Annotated in this window: 2 protein-coding genes; both read right to left on the bottom strand. The window is 58.8% G+C overall.

Annotated features, from left to right (window positions below):
* On the bottom strand, positions 1-1,067 hold a 1,067-nt coding region (locus EN893_RS31330; RefSeq protein WP_128362070.1), incomplete at its 3' end, for a SpoVR family protein.
* 9 nt (positions 1,068-1,076) lie between these two features.
* Positions 1,077-1,978 (bottom strand): YeaH/YhbH family protein (locus EN893_RS31325; protein WP_164901273.1); only part of this gene is annotated, 902 nt, incomplete at its 5' end.

The raw sequence follows: 1,978 nt of genomic DNA, 5'->3' as shown, positions 1-1,978 counted from the left end.
GCCGTGGGTTTGGTCGAAATGCGCTGAATGTCCTGCATCATGTCGAGGCCGAGAGCATAGGGGTTGATGCCTGAAAAACGCGGATCGTCGAACGCCGGCTGAAAGACCACGTTGGAATGATTGCGCAGGATTTCGAGCATGGCGCCTTCGCTGATCTGGCCGCGGTCGAACAGCATGTTCATCAGCGTATAGTGCACGAACGTGGCGCAGCCCTCGTTCATCACCTGTGTTTGCCGTTGCGGGTAAAAATATTGCGCGATGACCCGAACGATCCTGATGATCTCACGCTGCCAGGGCTCCAGGACCGGGCTGTTCTTTTCCAGGAAATAGAGCAGGTTTTCCTCAGGCAGGTTTAGCGATTTCTTCCGCTCCGGGTCCTGGCCCTTGTCGTTGGCCGCTTGCTGCGAAGGCGGCAGCGTACGCCACAAGTCGTTGTAGGAGCGCTCCTCGTATTCGAGACGCTCGCGAATTCCTTCGCGCTGCCGTTCCGAAGACAGCCTCGGCGGCCGGTGATAGCGAAACACGCCCTGATCCATCAGCGCGTGGGCGGAATCGAGCACAGCCTCGACGGCGGCGAGGCCGTGCCGCTCCTCGCAACGGACTATGTAGCCCTTGGCGAAGTCCAGGTAGCCGAGGATCGCACCTGCATCCGTCCATTGTTTGAACAATTGATTGTTCTTGAAGAAATGATTGTGCCCGAGCGCTGCATGGGCCGTCACCAAGGCCTGCAGGGCCATGGTGTTTTCCTCCATCAGATAGACGATGCAGGGATTGGAATTGATGACCAGTTCATAAGCAAGCCCTCGCCCGCCCTTGCGATAGAGCAGATCCTGGTGGAGGAAATGTTTGCCGAAAGACCAGTGACGGTACATCAATGGCATGCCAATGGACGAATAGGCGTCGAGCATCTGTTGCGAGGAGATGATCTCCATCTGAACGGGATAGGTGTCCAGATGAAGCTCTTCGACCGCAAGTGCCTCGATCGCGTCATAGGCCCGCGACAATGTTTTGAAATCCCAGTCGGACCCCGAAAAAAGCAGGCTGGATTTGCTGGCTTGTCTGACCATCGGGAACCCTCATGCCCGCTTGAGGGAGACCGGCTGCCTGCCGAAAAGCTGGCGAAAGACCGGGTAGATATCGGCGGGCGTAGCGATGCGGCTCATCTGGAAGTTCGGCCATTTCTGGTCGATGGCGTTATAGGCACGCCACAGCGATGTCCCGTTTTCGGTCGAGCCGAAAATATGGGCTTCACGCTCGTCGATGATCTCGACATAGGCAAAATACTGGCACAGCCGCATGAGCTCGCCGTTGAGAAGCGAAATGCATCGCTCTGAATCGCCGGCGAAATTGTCGCCGTCCGAGGCCTGGGCAGCATAGATATTCCAGTCGTGGGCCGGGTAGCGGCTCGCGATAATACGGTGCATTTCCTCCAGCGCGGTGGAAACGACAGTGCCGCCGCTTTGGGTGTTGTAGAAAAATGTCTCCTCGTCGACCTCCTGAGCCAGGTGCGTGTGGCGGATGAAGACAATCTCGATGCGGTCGTAGCGTCGTTTCAAGAACAGGTGCAGCAAGACGAAGAAGCGCTTGGCCAGATCCTTCTCGCGCTCGCCCATGGACCCGGACACGTCCATCAGACAGAACATGACGGCATTGGCGTTCGGCACCGGCCGGGAATCGAAGCGGTTGAAGCGGATGTCGACCGGATCGACATAGGCAATGCGTCGGCGGCGTCGTTCCAGCCGGTCAAGCTCTTCGCTCAATGCCGCGATACGCTGGCGCGCGTCGGCGCTGGATGGCGCCTCCTCGAGCGAGGCGATTTCCTCGAGGATCGCATCCAGTTCGACCTGCTTGGGGCGCCTCAGCGCAATGCGGCGGCCGTGGCTGTTGCGCATCGTGCGGCCGACATTGATGTTGGTCGGCGAACCGGTGGCGGCGAAGCCCGCCCTGCGCGGCTTGAAGGCAAGGATCTCCTTGAGGT

This window comes from Mesorhizobium sp. M7A.F.Ca.CA.004.04.2.1 (genome assembly GCF_004022825.1).
In the GTDB taxonomy this organism is placed as follows: domain Bacteria; phylum Pseudomonadota; class Alphaproteobacteria; order Rhizobiales; family Rhizobiaceae; genus Mesorhizobium.
Note: the sequence above shows the minus strand (reverse complement) of the source record. Positions and strands in the feature narration are given on the sequence as shown.